Source organism: Paraburkholderia sp. MM5477-R1 (assembly GCF_050436385.1).
In the GTDB taxonomy this organism is placed as follows: Bacteria; Pseudomonadota; Gammaproteobacteria; order Burkholderiales; family Burkholderiaceae; genus Paraburkholderia; species Paraburkholderia tuberum.
The window spans coordinates 1-15134 of record NZ_JBNDMC010000006.1 but is presented as its reverse complement, the minus strand read 5'-3'; the positions used below and the strand labels follow the sequence as shown (position 1 = coordinate 15134).

At 65.4% G+C, this 15134-nt stretch carries 12 protein-coding genes and 2 pseudogenes; 7 read left to right on the top strand and 7 right to left on the bottom strand.

The window, feature by feature from the left end; genetic code table 11:
* Positions 1–9: 9 nt before the first annotated feature.
* The 4 genes from xylG to OKW35_RS18375 all read left to right on the top strand — a co-directional run bounded on the left by xylG (position 10) and on the right by OKW35_RS18375 (position 5843).
* Entirely contained in the window at positions 10–1569 is a 1560-nt protein-coding gene (gene xylG / locus OKW35_RS18390; protein WP_429552815.1) for a D-xylose ABC transporter ATP-binding protein, read from the top strand.
* On the top strand, positions 1566–2765 hold the full coding sequence (locus tag OKW35_RS18385) for a sugar ABC transporter permease (RefSeq protein ID WP_429552814.1): 1200 nt from the start codon (positions 1566–1568) through the stop codon (positions 2763–2765). Before xylG ends, OKW35_RS18385 begins: the two co-directional genes overlap by 4 nt.
* 290 nt (positions 2766–3055) lie before the next feature.
* Complete coding sequence (locus tag OKW35_RS18380; protein WP_429552813.1) at positions 3056–5326, top strand: molybdopterin cofactor-binding domain-containing protein; 2271 nt, start codon at positions 3056–3058, stop codon at positions 5324–5326.
* Between the two features lie 55 nt (positions 5327–5381).
* Entirely contained in the window at positions 5382–5843 is a 462-nt protein-coding gene (locus tag OKW35_RS18375; RefSeq protein WP_429352620.1) for a (2Fe-2S)-binding protein, read from the top strand.
* A gap of 214 nt (positions 5844–6057) precedes the next feature.
* On the opposite strand, the gene OKW35_RS18370 is transcribed toward OKW35_RS18375, so the two are convergent.
* From OKW35_RS18370 to OKW35_RS18345, 6 genes and pseudogenes are all read right to left on the bottom strand, one after another.
* Entirely contained in the window at positions 6058–7644 is a 1587-nt protein-coding gene (locus tag OKW35_RS18370; protein WP_429552812.1) for an efflux transporter outer membrane subunit, read from the bottom strand.
* Positions 7641–8649: pseudogene (locus OKW35_RS18365) on the bottom strand (efflux RND transporter periplasmic adaptor subunit). Before OKW35_RS18365 ends, OKW35_RS18370 begins: the two are co-directional and overlap by 4 nt.
* A complete protein-coding gene (locus OKW35_RS18360; RefSeq protein ID WP_090808477.1) occupies positions 8646–8855 on the bottom strand; it encodes a DUF1656 domain-containing protein in 210 nt (69 codons plus the stop codon). Before OKW35_RS18360 ends, OKW35_RS18365 begins: the two are co-directional and overlap by 4 nt.
* A 69-nt stretch (positions 8856–8924) precedes the next feature.
* Positions 8925–11027, bottom strand: coding sequence for an FUSC family protein (locus tag OKW35_RS18355; protein ID WP_429552811.1), 2103 nt, complete (start codon positions 11025–11027; stop codon positions 8925–8927).
* Between the two features lie 6 nt (positions 11028–11033).
* Entirely contained in the window at positions 11034–11738 is a 705-nt protein-coding gene (locus OKW35_RS18350) for a MarR family winged helix-turn-helix transcriptional regulator (RefSeq protein WP_429352617.1), read from the bottom strand.
* A 165-nt stretch (positions 11739–11903) separates the two neighbouring features.
* Positions 11904–12323 (bottom strand): annotated as a pseudogene (locus OKW35_RS18345) (ATPase domain-containing protein); the annotation flags it as partial.
* Positions 12324–12520: 197 nt separating this feature from the next.
* Here OKW35_RS18345 and OKW35_RS18340 point away from each other — a divergent pair.
* The gene (locus OKW35_RS18340) at positions 12521–12961 is read left to right on the top strand and encodes a hypothetical protein (RefSeq protein WP_184057412.1); all 441 of its coding nucleotides are present in this window, start codon (positions 12521–12523) and stop codon (positions 12959–12961) included.
* 13 nt (positions 12962–12974) lie between these two features.
* Here the strand turns inward: OKW35_RS18340 and OKW35_RS18335 are convergent, their stop codons facing one another.
* On the bottom strand, positions 12975–13595 hold the full coding sequence (locus OKW35_RS18335; protein WP_429552810.1) for a histidine phosphatase family protein: 621 nt from the start codon (positions 13593–13595) through the stop codon (positions 12975–12977).
* 259 nt (positions 13596–13854) lie between these two features.
* Between OKW35_RS18335 and OKW35_RS18330 the strand changes: the two genes are divergently transcribed.
* Positions 13855–14076 (top strand): CbtB domain-containing protein, encoded by a 222-nt coding sequence (locus tag OKW35_RS18330; protein ID WP_184011521.1) that lies wholly within the window; start codon positions 13855–13857, stop codon positions 14074–14076.
* A gap of 11 nt (positions 14077–14087) precedes the next feature.
* Positions 14088–14828 carry a CbtA family protein gene (locus OKW35_RS18325; protein WP_429552809.1) on the top strand — a complete coding sequence of 247 codons (741 nt, stop codon included), beginning with the start codon at positions 14088–14090 and terminating at the stop codon, positions 14826–14828.
* The last annotated feature ends 306 nt before the right edge of the window (positions 14829–15134 follow it).

The following is a 15134-nucleotide window of genomic DNA, read 5'->3' as shown; positions in this document are numbered from 1 at the left end:
GCATAGCGAATGACGCAACCTGTTCTGACGATGCGCGGCATCGTCAAAGCTTTTTCCGGCGTGAAGGCGCTCGACGGCATCGATCTGACCGTATCGCCGGGCGAATGCGTGGGCCTGTGCGGTGAAAACGGCGCGGGCAAATCGACGCTGATGAAGGTGCTGTCCGGCGTGTATCCGCACGGTACGTGGGATGGCGAAATAACCTGGGAAGGCCAGCCGCTGAAGGCCGCGAGCGTACGCGACACCGAACGCGCGGGCATCATCATCATCCACCAGGAACTGATGCTCGTGCCGGAGTTGTCGGTCGCGGAAAACATCTTTCTCGGCAACGAAATCACGCTGCCCGGCGGCCGCATGAACTACGCGGCGATGTATCAGCGTGCCGACGAACTGTTGCGCGAACTCGGCATCAGCGGCATCAACGCCGCGCAGCCCGTGATGAACTACGGGGGCGGCCATCAGCAGCTGATCGAAATCGCGAAGGCGCTGAACAAGCGCGCAAAGCTGCTGATCCTCGACGAACCGTCGTCGTCGCTGACCGCCTCCGAAATCGCGATTCTGCTCGATATCGTGCGCGATCTGAAACGGCGCGGCATTGCCTGCGTGTACATTTCGCACAAGCTCGACGAAGTCGCGGCCGTCTGCGACACGATCAGCGTGATTCGCGACGGCCGCCATGTCGCGACCGAGCCGATGCACGCCCTGACGACCGAGCGGATCATCTCGCTGATGGTCGGCCGGGAGATCAAGAACCTGTTTCCGCGCGAGCCGCATCCGATCGGCGACGTGATCTTCGAAGCGCGCAACGTGACCTGTTTCGACGTGACGAATCCGCGCCGCAAGCGCGTGGACGACGTGTCGTTCTCGTTGCGGCGCGGCGAAATTCTCGGTGTCGCCGGGCTCGTCGGCGCGGGCCGCACCGAACTGATGCAGGCGATTTTCGGCGCGTATGCAGGCATCAGCGAGGCGCACGTCATGCTCGACGGCAAGCCGCTGAAAATTCGTGCGCCCATCGACGCGATTCGCGCCGGCATCGCGATGGTGCCCGAGGATCGCAAACGCCACGGCATCGTGCCCGGCATGAGCGTCGGCCATAACATCACGCTTGCGGTGTTGCAGCGTTTCGCGTCGGGCGGACGTATCGATTCCGCGGCCGAACTCGACACGATTCAGACGGAAATGAAACGGCTTTCCGTGCGCGCCGCGAATCCGATGTTATCGATTGCAAGTCTGTCGGGCGGCAATCAGCAGAAGGCCGTGCTCACGCGCATGCTGCTGACCAACCCGACCGTGCTGATTCTCGACGAACCGACACGCGGCGTCGACGTCGGCGCCAAATACGAGATCTACAAGCTGATCTTCCAGCTGGCGCAGCGCGGCATGTCGATCGTGATGGTGTCGTCCGAATTGCCGGAAGTGCTCGGCATCAGCGACCGAGTGCTCGTGATCGGCGAAGGCGAGTTGCGCGGCGATTTCATCAACGACGGTCTCACGCAGGAAGACATTCTCGGCGCCGCGATCCGCCCCGTGCACCTATCTTCGAACCCAACCGCAGCGAGTGCCGCATGACTCCCGAAGTAACTTCCCAACGCACCGACAACGCCGCGCCGCGAGGCGCATTCGGCGGCACGCAACGGATCCAGCAACTGTTCGCGCGCTACAAGATTCTCGCGCTGCTGATCGCCGTCGCCGTGATCTGGATTTTCTTTTCGACGCTCACGCACGGCGCGTTCGTCACGCCGCGCAACCTGTCGAATCTGCTGCGGCAGATGTCGATTACCGGCATGCTCGCATGCGGCATGGTGTTCGTGATCATCGCCGGTGAAATCGATCTGTCGGTCGGTTCGCTGCTCGGTTTGCTCGGCGGCGTTGCGGCGATTCTCGACGTGAACCGGCACTGGCCGATCGGCGTGACGATTCCGGTCGTGTTGCTGCTCGGCATCGGGGTCGGCATGTTCAACGGCTGGTGGTCGACGTATCGGCGCGTGCCGTCGTTTATCGTCGGGCTCGGCGGCATGCTCGCGTATCGCGGCATTCTGCTCGGCATTACCGGAGGGTCGACGATCGCGCCGGTGTCGGACAGCTTCGTGTTCGTCGGCCAGGGCTATCTGCCGCGGCTCGCCGGCGACACGCTCGCCGTCGTGCTGTTCCTGCTGCTGGCATTCCTGACGATCCGCCAGCGCGCGAATCGGCAGCGTTATCAGTTGCGCGTCGTGCCGTTCTGGCAGGACGTCGCGAAGGTGATCGGCGCAGGCGCGATTCTCGCCGGCTTCATCGCGATGCTCGACACTTACGGCGGCATTCCGGTGCCGGTGTTGCTGCTGCTCGCGCTGCTCGGCGTCTTCACGTGGATCTCGACGCAGACCGTGTTCGGACGCCGCATCTACGCGGTCGGCTCGAACCTCGAAGCGACGCGGCTGTCGGGTGTCAACACCGACCGCGTGAAGCTCGCGATCTTCGCGCTGATGGGGCTGATGTGCGCGTTTGCCGGCATCGTCAACACGGCGCGGCTCGCGGCCGGTTCGCCGTCGGCGGGCTCGATGGGCGAACTCGACGCGATCGCCGCGTGCTTTATCGGCGGCACCTCGATGCGCGGCGGCTCCGGCACCGTGTATGGCGCGCTGATCGGCGCGCTCGTCATGGCGAGCCTCGACAACGGCATGTCCATGCTCGACGTCGACGCGTTCTGGCAGATGATCGTGAAGGGCGGCATCCTCGTGCTGGCCGTGTGGATCGACGTGGTGTCGGGTTCGAACCGCCGTTGATCCGGTCGCATGATCGCCTGATTGACTCAAGCGCAAGGTTCGCGGTGTACCGGCGGTGACTTACGCCGGCACACCGCCGCCTCTGCGCGGCCGCAGTTAATGAAACACCCCACGACTTTCCCCCGCCGCTTTCAGTCCCCGCCTTCCCACGCCGCACGGCCGCTCGAGGTTCACGCGCGCATTTAAGTCTCACGCTCGCCGATTCGTCTTATTACTATTCGCAGACAAAGACGGGTGCATCGGCGCTGTCGCCGCTTTCCTACCATCGAGCCAGCCGGGCGAGCCATGCCATGTTGACGCGCAGAACCTTTCTGCTTGGCGGCGCCAGTGCGTTGGGCGGGCTGCTGGTCGGCTGGGCCGTGGTGCCGCCGCGCCAGCGCCTGATGACGTCGACGCCGCTGCCGACGCAAGGCACTCAGGTTGGGCTAAACGGCTGGGTCAAGATCGACGCCGACAACCGCGTGACGATCATGGTGCCGAAGGCCGAAATGGGGCAGGGCATCCATACGGGGCTTGCGATGCTGCTCGCCGAGGAGCTCGACGCCGACTGGCCGCAGGTGAAAGTCGAAGAGGCGCCGATCGACCGGATCTACAACGCGGTGCAGAGCATCGTCGACGATCTGCCGTTTCGCCCCGACGACGACAGCTACATCCGGCGCGGCACCGTGTGGATCACGAGCAAGGCAGTGCGTGAGATCGGCACGATGATGACGGGCGGCTCCTCGAGCATGAACGATCTCTGGACGCCGATGCGCGAAGCCGGCGCGTCGGCGCGTGTGATGCTGATCGCGGCGGCGGCCGAGCGCTGGGACGTGCCGGTCCGCGAATGCCGCGCGGAAAAGGGCTACGTGCTGCACCCGTGGGGGCACAAGGCGACGTTCGGCGAGTTGTCGTCGATGGCCGCGCGCCAGCCGCTGCCGCGCAGCGTCGTCCTGAAGCAGCCGGCCGACTTCAGGCTGATCGGCCAGCCCGTGCGGCGCATCGAAGCCGCGTCGAAAATCGACGGTGCGGCGCGCTTCGGCATCGACGTGTTGCCCGACGGTTTGGTCTATGCAAGCGTCGTGATGTGTCCGACGCTCGGCGGCACGGTCGCGCATTTCGACGCGACGCCCGCGCAAAAGATACGGGGCTTCATCAAGGCGTTCGCCGTGCCGCCGTACGCGGGCGGCACCGGCGGCGTGGCAGTGATCGCGGACAACGCGTTTCGCGCGATGAGCGCGGTCGAGGCGATCAACGTGACCTGGCATGACGGCGCGGCCGCGAAGGTGTCGAGCGCGGCGGTGGACTGCCGCCTCGTCGAGGCGCTCGACCATACGGACGGTCACGTGTATTACCACGTCGGCAACGTCGACAACGCGATGAGTCGCGCGGCGCGCACGATCGAAGCGGTCTATCACGCACCGTATCTCGCGCATGGCGCGGTCGAGCCGCTGAACTGCACGGTGCAGGTCGCGGACGGCGCGGCGACCGTCTGGGTGTCGACGCAGATGCCGCGGCTCGCGCGGCATCATGCGGCGAAAGTGCTCGGCCTCGACGTCGATCTCGTCGATGTACAGACGCAGTTGTTGGGCGGCGCGTTCGGCCGGCGCCTCGAACTCGATTTCGTCGCGCAGGCCGCGGCGATCGCGCGCGAGGCCGATGGCCGTCCGGTGCAAACCATCTGGTCGCGCGCGCAGGACTTCACGCACGACTTCTACCGGCCCGCATGCGCGGCATGGCTTCAGGCCGGCTTCGACGAGCACGGCACGCTGGTCGCCTGGCACGCGAAGTCGGCGGGTCAGGCGATCGTGCCGGATGCGCTCGCGCGTTACTACGGCGTGCCGCACATCCCGATCGACAAGACCACCTGCGAAGGCGCGTTCGATCAGCCCTACGAGTGGCCGGCCGCGCGCGTGTCGCACAAGATAGTCGAATTGCCGGTGCCGATCGGCTTCTGGCGCTCGGTCGGCCACTCGCATCAGGCCTTCTTCACCGAGAGCTTCACCGACGAAGCCGCCGCCGCGGCAGGCCAGGACCCGATCGCGTTTCGCGCGATGCTGCTCGTGCAGCATCCGCGTCATCTGGCGGTCCTGAAGCGTGTCGAGAAGTTGTCCGACTGGGGGCGTCCGCTAAAACCCGCCGCCGATGGCGCGCGTTGCGCTCATGGCGTCGCGTTGCACGAGGCGTTCGGCAGCGTGGTCGCGCAGGTCGCGGAGGTGTCGATCGGCGCGAACCGGCAGATTCGCGTGCATCGGGTGGTGTGCGTGATCGATTGCGGCTTGCCGGTGAATCCGAACCTGATCCGTCAGCAGATGGAAGGCGGCATCGTGTTCGGGTTGTCGAGCGCGTTGCAGAACGAGATCACGATCGTCAACGGCCAGGTGCAGCAGAAGAACTTCGTGGACTTTCCGGTCGTGCGGATGAACGGGTGCCCTGCGATCGAGGTCGACATCATGCCGAGCCAGCTGCACCCGCAAGGTGTCGGCGAGCCGGGCGTGCCGCCGATCGCGCCGGCGGTGGGCAATGCGGTGTTCGCACTGACGGGGCAGCGTTTGCGGACGCTGCCGTTGCGGCTTGCATGACGGACGGTGGATGAGCAAAAGCTTGCGGTGTAGCGCGGCGACTCAGGAGGCAAGCATGGCGGTACTGAATATCAACGGACGCAAGGTGAAGGTCGATGCCGATCCGGACATGCCGCTGCTATGGGTGCTGCGCTGCGATCTCGGCATGACCGGCACCAAGTTCGGCTGCGGCGTGGGCATCTGCGGCGCGTGCACGATCAATCTCGACGATGCCGCGTGCTTCGCGTGCCAGACGTTGATGTCGAGCCTGCATACGCAGAAGATCACGACGATCGAGGGTTTGCAGGGACGCGAGGCGCAGGCGCTGAAGGCCGCGTGGATCGAACTCGATGTGGTGCAGTGCGGTTATTGCCAGAGCGCGCAATTGATGGCGGCTTGCGCGTTGCTGAAGCACAAGTCCGATCCGACCGATGCCGACATCGACGAGGCGATGACGCCGGTGGTGTGCCGTTGCGGCACGTACCCGCGGGTGCGGGCGGCGATACATCAGGCGGCGGCGAAAGTGCGGAACAGCTAGCCACTCTTTCGGTCCACCGCCCGCCCAACTCAATTCGCCAACATTTCGACCACCGCGACCACCGCGGTGAAGATACCAATGCATCCGCCCAACGTGACTGCACCCTGCATGAATGGCGACATACGAGACCTCGTAGCGTGAAGTGGTGTCACGTATTTAACCGAAAGTGAAAGCAAAAAGAAAGATTGTCAAAAATAAATCGTAAGACGGCCGATCAAGGCGCTTTCGCAGTTGCGGCCGCCGACGCTCCCGACTTCGCGGACGGCTTGGCCGCGACAGGTGTTGCCTTCAGCTGCGGCCGCGTTTCACCCGGCGTGCTTTGCCCGCCAACTTCCCACCCGCCGCCCAGCGACAGGAACAGATTGACCTGATCGATCGCCACCTGGCCCTCCGCCGCCGCGAGCTGCGACTTCGCGGCCGTCAGCGTGCGCGTCGCGTCGAGATCGGAGATGAACGACTCGCGCCCGGCGCTATACAGCCGATGCGTTTCATCCGCCGATTGCGCCGCCGACTTCAGCGCCGCGCGCAGCGATTCGGCGCGCGCGTAATCGGACGCGTAGGTCGCGAGGTTGGTCTCGGTTTCGCGCAGCGCGGTCAGCACCACGCCGTCGAACTTCGCGAGCGCGACCTGGCTCGACGCCTCGGCTTCGTGGACCCGTTGGCGCGCGCCATTGGCCGGGAAGGTCCAGCTGATCAGCGGACCGAAGGCCCAACGCGCCGTCGGCGAGGTGGGAATGTCTTCCAGAATGCCGGTGAAGCCCGCCGACGCACCAATGCTGATGCTCGGATAAAGCGCCCCGGTCGCGACGCCGATGCGCGCCGTCGACGCCGCGAGCTGACGCTCGGCTTCGTGCACGTCCGGGCGTCGCCGCAGCAGCCCGGCGCCGTCGCCGATCGGAATCGGCTGGTGGATTTGCGGCAGCCGGTCGCAGGCGAGCACGGCCGGCGGCAATTGCGACGGCGCCTGGGCGAGCAGCATCGCGAGCCGGTATTGTGCGATCTTGCGGCGCGCGGTGTAGCGCGGAATGTCGGCCGTCAGAGTCTCGACCTGAGTCTGGCCGCTCGTGACCGCGGTCTGGTTTCCGCGTCCCGCGTCGCGCAGACGGCGCGACACGTCCACGCGCTCCTTCTGTAGCGCGAGCGATTGCTGCGCGATGCGCAGCTCCTCGGCCGCCGAGCATTGTTCGACGTACGAGCGCACCACGTCCGCGACGACAGTGATGCGCGCGAGGTCGCCCGCGGCTTCCACGGCCTCGGTGTCCGCCGCCGCCGCTTCGACGCCGCGGCGCAGCTTGCCGAACAGGTCGATTTCGTACGAGACGTTGATGCCCATGTCACCCAGGTTGGCGACCGGCAGTTTCTCGAAGAGCAGGTATTGCTCGGCCGATTCCTGCGCGCGCTGGATCGCCACCGACGCGTTGCCCGAAAAACCGCCCTGCGCTTGCGCTATGCCCAGCGCCTCGCGCGAGCGCGCGAGATTCGCGGTCGCGACGCGCAGGTCGGTATTCGATTTCAACGCCTGGTCGACCAGACCGTTCAGCACCGGATCGTCGTACAGCTTCCACCAGACGGTCGGCAGATTGAGGGTTGACGTCAGCATGGGATCGGCGCCCTCGATCGCTCCGTTCGCGAGCGGGGCATTGACGAGCGCCTGTTTCGGCAGCATGTAGTTCGGCCCGACGTTGATGCAGCCGTTCAGCGCGACGGTGAGCGGCAATAACGGCAATAACGGCAGCAGCGGCAGCAGCGGCAGCAGCGGCAAGCGCGGCGCCAGCGAGGACAAGGTACGCACGAACTTCATTGCGACGCGCCCGACGGTGCGGTGCCCGACCCAGCGGACCCGGACGCCACCGACGAACCCGGTGCCACCGGCGCAGCCGAAGCGGCGACCGTGCCAGATGCGCCACCCGTGCCCGACACGGCTCGTCTCCTGAGCGGCGACAGGTCACGCACCGACACCGTCGCGGTACGCCCCGCGATCAGGCGGAAATCAGCGGGCACTTCATCGAGCGCGACCCGCACCGGAATGCGCTGCGCGAGCCGCACCCAGCTGAACGCCGGGTTCACGTTCGGCAGCAGATTGGCGCTTTGCGTGCGGTCGCGGTCTTCGATACCGGCGACGATGCTCTGCACGTGCCCGCGCAGCGGCTTCGGCTCGCCCATCACGATGATGTCGACCGGCTGGCCGATGTCGATGCCGCGCAGCTTGGTTTCCTCGAAGTAGCCGTCGACGCGGAACGAATGCATGTCGACCACCGCGACCACCGCGCGACCGGCCGCGACGAATTCGCCGGCGCGCGGCGCGCGGTCGTTCAGATAGCCGTCTACCGGGCTTTTGATCGTCGAGCGCTCGAGGTTCAGCTTCGCGGTGTCGATCGCGACGTTCGCGTCGGCGAGCGCGGCTTCGCCCGCCTCGACGCGCGAGCGGCTTTCTTCGAGTACTTCGGCGGCGACGAGGTTGCCGAGCTGACGATTGCGCGCGTATTCGCGGCGGGCCTGATCGAGCGTCGCGCGGCGCTGCTGCGCCGTTGCCTCGGCCTGACGCAATGCGAGCGTGTAGCGCGCCTGATCGATCCTGAACAGCACCTGGCCCTGCTTGACCTGCTGGTTGTCCATGACCTCGACCGACGAAATCAGTCCCGACACGTCGGGCGCGACCTGGATCACGTCGGCGCGTACGCGCCCGTCGCGGGTCCACGGCGCGAACATGTAGTAGTTGACGAGTTTCCACAGCACCAATGCTGCGACCACTACGACGATCAGGGTCAGCAGGATCTGACCGACGGAGAAACCAGGTTTTTTTCACGTTATTAGTCTGTGCGAAACGACGACGACAAGGCCCAGCACCAGCACATAGACGCCGAGATCGAAGATGGAGCGATGCCAGACGAAGCGGTAAAAGCCGGTGTAATCGAGCGCGGTGCGAATGCCGAGGTTGATCAGATACGCGATCAACATCAGCACCAGCACGGACGGTACGAACACGCCGAAGATATCGATTTCACCGATCATCGCGGGAACTGGAAAAAGGGAGGGCGGGGTGCGCAAGCGGGCGCAAGCAGGGGCGCAAGAATGGGTGCATCACGCGGCGGCCTCCGGTTCGGTCGGCGTTGGTTTCGTGAGGGTCGCCGGAAACAGCGAAAGACGCAAGCCGACCAGCGCGTGCAGCGCATCGCGCAACTGACGCGCCGAGGTCTGCGAGGTCTCGGTCGGCGCCGCGGCATTGGCGAGCCCCTGCGCGGTGACGCGCGCGACGGCCACGTCGATCAACGACATCAGGCTGTCCGGCACCGGCTCGCGGTGACGTCGATCGATGCAGCTCTCGTAGTATGTACGCACTCCATCGAGAACATGGTCGATCGCGCCGGCCGCTTCGCCGCCGAGCTTGCGTGTGAGGCGGCGCAGGTCCAGCGCGTTGAACCCGATGCGCAGATCGCGGAAGCTCTCGATCGACGGGTGGCGGTGGTCGTCGGTGGCCGCGAGGCGCGGGATCAATTGCATCAGCCGGTCGAGCATGCGCGCGGCGAGATTGCGCGGATCTTCGATCGGCCGCGTCGACGCGCTCAGCGCGACGTCGGCCCAGCTCGAGCGCAACAGGCGCGCCGCGGCCAGCTCGGCGCCGAATGGGCGCGTTGCACGGGTCCACAGGTATGCATAGAGCAGGCCGGAGAGGCCCGCGAGGTTGGCGTTCAGGAACGTCAGGAAGTTCGCGTCGTACGCGTCCTGAATGCTGATGAAGGTGGCCGTGTTCACCGCGACCAGCACCGTCACCATGTTGAACTGCGGGCGCGGAATCAGCGTGCCGACCAGAATGAACGGCGCGGCGAACAGGATCACCAGCATCGGGAAGTCGTGCACCTGCGGCAGCACGACGAACAGATAGAGACCCGCGGCCACGACGGCGACGCCAGTCGCGAGGAAGAAGCGGAACACGAACGGCGCGGGTTCGTCGAGCGCGGCGAAGAAGCAGCAGGCGACCGCCGCGAGCGTGACCGCGCTCGCGCCGTCGTTCCAGCCCGAGCCGATCCACAGCGCGCACGCGAGCACCACAGCCGCGGCCGCCGACACGGTCGCGAACAGCATCATGCCGCGATCGTAGAAGCGCTCGGTGCCGCCGAGCCGCCAGTGACGGAAATGCGGCCGCCACGAACCTTCCTCGCGCGTGATGATGATGCGCAGCGAGCGGCAGTCTTGCCACACGTCGATCACTTGCGCGAGGCGCCATAGTGCATTCGACAGCAGCGCGCCGTCCCAATGCGTGAGCGCGGCGGCGGGCGGGTGCATCGCGGCGATGCGCGCGCGCAGCGCGTTGGCGGTCTCGTCCGCGTGATAACCCTCGCTCGGCGCGGGCAGCGGTTGGTTGAACCACTTGATGACGTCGTCGATCAGCGTCTGAAGTCCTTCGGGCCAGTGTTGCGGGCCGTTGTTGTAGAGCGCGAGCAGCGGATCGGCGAGCGACGACATGATCGGCAGCAGCAGTTGCATGCGGCCACGTAGTTCATGCGCGCGCGCGAGGACGTCGGGCCGCGTGTGATCGTAGGCGAGCTGGCTCAGCAGCAGTTCGAGACCGTTGATCGTGCTCGCGAGGCGTTGCCGAGCACCGGAAATCGCCGAGCTTGCGATACGGCCCGACAGCGTTTCGGTCGCGTAGAACGCGGCGTCGCGAAACCATGCGTCGGTGCGCTCGATGATCGTCGGCGCGAGCCGGCTCGGAAACACCGCGCTACCGACGATGCTCGCGCAGACGATGCCGAGAATGATCTCCTCGGTCCGGCTCACGGCGAGATCGAAGACGCCGGTCGGATTCGTCACCGACGGCAGCGCGATGATCGGCATCGTATAGGCCGCCAGCATGAACACGTAGCTGCGCGCGGTGCGGTCGGACACCGCGAGGTAGAGCATCGTGCCGGTCCACGCCGCGACGATCACGCTGAATAGATACGGCGATTCGACGAACGGCGGCACCAGCAGCACCGCGCCCGACGCGCCGAGCGCAGTGCCCAGCGCACGATAGATCGCCTTCGAGCGGGTCGCGCCGACGAACGGGTTCGACACGATGTAGACGGTCGCCATCGCCCAGTACGGCCGCGGCAGTTGGAACGCGAGGCCGATGTAAAGCGCGAGCATGGCCGCGGCGAACGTTTTGACGGAAAACAGCCAGTCGCGGAGAGTGGGATAGACCATAAACCGTTACGCGGAATCGGCGTTGTGCGGCACGGTGGCTCGCGCGCGGCTCTTGGTGGACTTGCGCGCCTTGGCGGTGCCGCGCGATTTGCCGGCCGTTTTGGCAGCGCTTTTGCCGCTCGTCCGTTTGACCTTGCTGGCAAGCGCCTCGCCTTTGGCGGGCTCGCGCTTCGCCGACGAGGTGCGCTTCGTCGCCTCGTGCCTGACCGATTCCGGGCGCACCGGCTGCGCGCGTTCGTGACGCGTGTCGCGCTCGACGCTTCCTGGTTCGGCGCGTCCGGCGGCATCGGCCGTGAATGCGCCGAGCACGCGCAGGGCGGCTTCGAGATCGTCGCGCGATACGCCTTTGAGCGCCTGCGCGCGCAACGTGACCAGCTCCTCTTCCATCTTCGCGGTGACGGCGCGGCCTTCGTCGGTCAGTACGACGGTCTTCGCGCGGCGGTCTTCGGGATCTTCGTCGCGGCGCATCAGGCCGGCCGCGCACAACTGATCGAGCAGCCGCACGAGGGACGGCCCCTCGATGCCGATGTGATCGGCGAGCGTGACCTGACGCACCGCCGAGCCGAGCCGGCTCGCGGTCAGCAGCGGCGTCGCGCACGCTTCGGATACGTTGAAGGCCGCGAGCACACCATGACTCGTGCGCCGCCACTTTCTGGCGGCGACGACCAGCGTGCTGCTGACGGTGCGGCGCAGGGCATCGAGATTCGACATGGCCGGTATTGTATTTCCAAAATATTCGTTAGCAAACTATTGAATTGGAAATCGTGGCCGAACCGGAGGAGTCTGCGGCGCGAATGCGACAGCGGCATTAAATCGGTGGCCGGGAGCTGGGCTTACAGAATCGTTGGGTGTGCGGTGCGCCGCGATTCAATGGGCGGACAGGCTGTCCAGGACGACGCGCGCCGGCTTCAGTTCATCGACGTGCTCGATCACGTTGCGCACGCTTTCGCCGAGTTCGACTTCGGCCGGGTGCAGCACGGTCTGTTCGTATTGCGGTTCGAGCCCAACTTCGGGCAGTTGCTCCAGTATCGTGAAACGGCTCAGATCCCAGCCATGGCTCGCGCCGATCGCGAGCAGTTCAGCACGGGTTTCGGACAGCGCGATATAAAGGCCGGTCTGCCCTTCGTGCAGGCCCTTGAGTAAGAATTGCAACGCGAGGGTGGTCTTACCCGTGCCTGGCACGCCCTCCACGAGGTACATGCGGTTCGGCGTAAGACCACCGCCGAGAATGTCGTCGATGCCTTCGATGCCCGACGATATGCGGGCGGGGGTAGGGGCGGCGGTAGTGGTCGACATGATGGTTGAAATGACGTCGGCAGTGGCTTTGATCGAAACGGGCGCGATGTCGCGGCCGGTATGGCGCTATGCAATTTGTGTGCCGTCGTGCATTGCCTGCGTGCTCGGGCCTCACGCGCATGGGCATGAAGCGTGCTGTTAAAGGTGGCTCGCTGCGAGTTTTTCTTCAGCAGCACTTTGGAAGCTTCACGCACACCATGAAAACCTATCGACTTTCCGCTATCGCGCTTACCGCGGCATCGCTCGTTGCGCTGCTGCCGGTCAGTGCATCCGCCGACGATAGCCCCAGTCCTTGCGGTGCGCTCAAACGGATCGTGGCCGCGGCGCCGGACGGCTTCGCCTCGCTGACACCCGACGACGGCAAAGGCGTAGCGCAACCTTATGGCGATGACGCGCAATGTTCGGCCGCGCATCGAAGTTTCCAGTGCACGTGGACGCCGCATCAGGCGGCGGGCTCGAACGCGGATGCATTGGAAGCGGTCGCGGCCGACGTCGCGTCGTGCCTGCCCGATGCAACGCACGATCAGAATTCGCCGGGACGTCAGCACTTTTATCTCGGCGCGAAGGATCGACGCACCGAAATCACCCTGACGCCCGAGGGGTCCAACCGGTTGCGGCTCGTGGTGTCGGGCAGGTAAGCGGCGGTGCCGTTCAGGCGCTGGCGGCCGGCCACCACGACCAGCCGCGTCGCGAGTGGCGTAATTCGACGACCGACAGCGGCGCGATCTCGATGCGACAGAACACGGTTGGCGATGCGCCGAGGGCGTGCACGATTGCCGCTCGCAGCAGAGTCGCGTGGGTGATTGCGATGATGGTTCGACCTTGCGCAGAGGCCGCGAAGCTTGCTTCGTTGACGGCATTGCATGAACGCACGTCTGCCTGCTGCGCGTCGAGCCACTCTCCAACCCGCTGCACGAGTTGACCGAACGATTCGCCACCGGGCGGCGCGGCGTCGGGCTCGCGTGTCCAGGCGGCGAGTTCGCGGGGCGTTTCGTCGGCAATGGCCGCGAGGCGCTGGCCGCGCCATTTGCCATAGCCGATATCCACCAATGCGTCGGCAGGCGTGGCGCTCAGACCGAGCGCGGCGGCCGTTTCGCGCGCGCTGGCGGCGGGGCTGGTGAACACCGCGCCGTCGGCGGGAAGCGAGAGACGCGCGCGCGCCGCTTCGGCTTCGGCGCGACCGCGCGCGTCGAGCGGATCGTCGGCAGGGAAGCGGCCCGCGCGCTGCGCGGCCGTTGCCGCGTGGCTCACCAGTAATAGTCGCGTATCCATTCTTTGCCTTGGCGCCTCATTCGTACTTGCCTGCGTGGTTTCATCGGCGCGCGTTGCGAGGTAGCCCTCGCCGTCACGGAAGCCGCAGTTTAGCGCGTAGAATAGCGGCACTGCGAAGCACGGAAGCCGGTGAGAGCCCGGCGCGGTCGCGCCACTGTAATCGGCATTGCAATCCACAAGAGCCGAAAGCCAGACCTGAGCTTCGCACCATTCCTCTGCAATCGACTTTCGGGGCGCGTCACCCCAGGAGATGTCCATCATGACCGAAGCTGTTCTCGATCGCGCCGCGCAACCGGCGGCCCAGCCCACTCCCATTCCTTTGCGCGAACTGCTGCCATGGGTCGTGTTCGGCGGCTTGCTGCTGTTGCTCGCGCTTTACTTCGTTGGTGCGGAACAGGGCGCGACGTCGCTCGTGCCCGGCATGTACGTGCATGAGTTCGTGCACGACGGCCGCCATCTGCTCGGCTTTCCCTGCCACTAACGGAGTTCGACATGGTAGGTAAATTGTTGGTGCGCGGGATGCTCGCGGGCATCGTCGCGGGCTTGCTCACGTTCGCGTTCGCGCGAATCGTCGGCGAACCACAGGTCGATCAGGCCATTTCATTCGAAGAAAAAGCGGCCGCCGCGCGCGGCGAGGCGCCCGAGCCCGAAATCGTGAGCCGTCGGACGCAGGCTGGCCTCGGCCTGCTGACTGGCGTGGTCACGTATGGCGCGGCATTTGGCGGCCTGTTCTCGCTGGTGTTTGCGTATGCGTATGGACGCGCGGGTACGTTGAGCGTGCGCGCGCTGTCCGCGTGGCTCGCGCTTGGCGCGTTCATCACGCTCGTGATCGTGCCGAATATCAAGTATCCGGCCAATCCGCCGTCGGTCGGTGATCCGGAGACGATCGGCACGCGCGCGGGCCTGTTCTTTCTGATGATCGCGATTTCGCTCGCGACGATGGTGTTTTCGCTGAAGGTGCGGCGTCGCGCGGCGGCGAAGCTGGGTGCGTGGAACGGTTCGATCGTCGCGGGGCTCTTGTTCGTCGTGGTCATCGCGGCCGTGCAACTGTCGATGCCGGTCATCAATGAAGTGCCGGCCGCGTTCCCGGCTGTGCTGCTGTGGAAGTTCCGCGTCGCGGCGATCGGCATGCAGGTGGTCATGTGGACGACGATCGGGCTGCTGTTTGGCGCGATGGTCGAGCGCAGCGCTTTTATGCGTACGAATGCGCGGGTGACGATGAAGTCCGCCTGATTGTGACGGTGACACGCGGCCGCGCAAGCGGCCATTCTCGCGCGCAACGCGCGAGAATGGTTTTGGATCAAGTACTTGGCGCGGTTGTGGAGTGGTTATCCACAGCCTTGCGAACATTTTCTGTGGAAAAGCCTGCTTAACGGCTTTTCGCAACTGCACTCATCTCTCCCTTTCGCCGCGGCGCTCCGGAGAATTCAATTGGAAGCCTAACTAATTCAGGTTGCACGCGGCGCTGCTCAATTTTTAAGCTCTTCAGCTTTTTAAAATAAATTGTGAGAAGGGTATTGACGTGTTGTCGACCGCTCT

Coding starts and splice junctions, on each gene's coding strand:
- OKW35_RS18385 (WP_429552814.1), top strand. CDS start 1,566: ATGACTCCCGAAGTAACTTCCCAACGCACCGACAACGCCGCGCCGCGA.
- OKW35_RS18360 (WP_090808477.1), bottom strand. CDS start 8,855: ATGATCGGTGAAATCGATATCTTCGGCGTGTTCGTACCGTCCGTGCTG.
- OKW35_RS18340 (WP_184057412.1), top strand. CDS start 12,521: ATGAAAACCTATCGACTTTCCGCTATCGCGCTTACCGCGGCATCGCTC.
- OKW35_RS18350 (WP_429352617.1), bottom strand. CDS start 11,738: ATGTCGAATCTCGATGCCCTGCGCCGCACCGTCAGCAGCACGCTGGTC.
- OKW35_RS18325 (WP_429552809.1), top strand. CDS start 14,088: ATGGTAGGTAAATTGTTGGTGCGCGGGATGCTCGCGGGCATCGTCGCG.
- OKW35_RS18330 (WP_184011521.1), top strand. CDS start 13,855: ATGACCGAAGCTGTTCTCGATCGCGCCGCGCAACCGGCGGCCCAGCCC.
- OKW35_RS18370 (WP_429552812.1), bottom strand. CDS start 7,644: ATGAAGTTCGTGCGTACCTTGTCCTCGCTGGCGCCGCGCTTGCCGCTG.
- OKW35_RS18380 (WP_429552813.1), top strand. CDS start 3,056: ATGTTGACGCGCAGAACCTTTCTGCTTGGCGGCGCCAGTGCGTTGGGC.
- OKW35_RS18335 (WP_429552810.1), bottom strand. CDS start 13,595: ATGGATACGCGACTATTACTGGTGAGCCACGCGGCAACGGCCGCGCAG.
- xylG (WP_429552815.1), top strand. CDS start 10: ATGACGCAACCTGTTCTGACGATGCGCGGCATCGTCAAAGCTTTTTCC.
- OKW35_RS18375 (WP_429352620.1), top strand. CDS start 5,382: ATGGCGGTACTGAATATCAACGGACGCAAGGTGAAGGTCGATGCCGAT.
- OKW35_RS18355 (WP_429552811.1), bottom strand. CDS start 11,027: ATGGTCTATCCCACTCTCCGCGACTGGCTGTTTTCCGTCAAAACGTTC.